Here is a 687-nt window from a genome sequence, read left to right on the forward strand (position 1 = left end):
TTGTATGAATGTCGATTACTTCCTCCGGTGACAGCTGATTGACCTTCGCCACCTCTTCTAAATCCGGACCGAATTCACCGCCATAGCAGACGGGAATTTCTACAATGCGGCGGTTGACCTCATAGTCTTCGGCTATTTCTGCCAGCCGCTCTTCGACATCGCGCTTGACCTTCTCAAAAGGTGAGCTTATGCCTTGAGGCAAATGCTTGTACACTTCATACATATCATAAAATACGGTTAGACTTGTAAAAGCCGGGATACATTCAATGAATCCCGGAAATGGCTGTTCTTCTATATAAGCGGCCGCGGCATGGACAATGCCGTTGACCTGTTCATTGATTTCTTCTCCGAATCGGATCATCATTGCAGAATCACCGAGCTGTTCGATTTGATATCGTACAGTCATCTTCTCACCTCTTTTAATTCTCGTTCATCAGGATGACGAGAGGCTACAGCACCGCAAGCGACTCGTCTCGAATATCTGTGATGAGCATATGCCCCGGCGCATGTGTGATGACCATTTCAGGCTTTACATTCATAGCCACGGCTTGCTGGGTCACCCCGCATGCCCAAAAAACAGGAACCTCGCCGTCACGAATGGAAACGGCATCTCCGAAATCCGGTTTCCCGAGATCGCGAATCCCGATTGCTCCCGGATTGCCAATATGGATCGGCCCTCCGTGCACA

The 687-nt window shown here is 49.3% G+C and carries 2 protein-coding genes; both read right to left on the reverse strand.

Features of this window, described 5'->3' with window-relative positions:
- Positions 1 to 406, reverse strand: a 406-nt coding sequence (pxpB, locus tag ACWHAR_RS27565; protein ID WP_452088498.1) for a 5-oxoprolinase subunit PxpB, incomplete at its 3' end; no start/stop codon positions are given.
- A 43-nt stretch (positions 407 to 449) separates the two neighbouring features.
- A partial coding sequence (locus ACWHAR_RS27570) for a D-glutamate cyclase family protein (protein ID WP_452088499.1) occupies positions 450 to 687 on the reverse strand: 238 nt, incomplete at its 5' end.

Source organism: Bacillus sp. LR--39 (assembly GCF_053613335.1).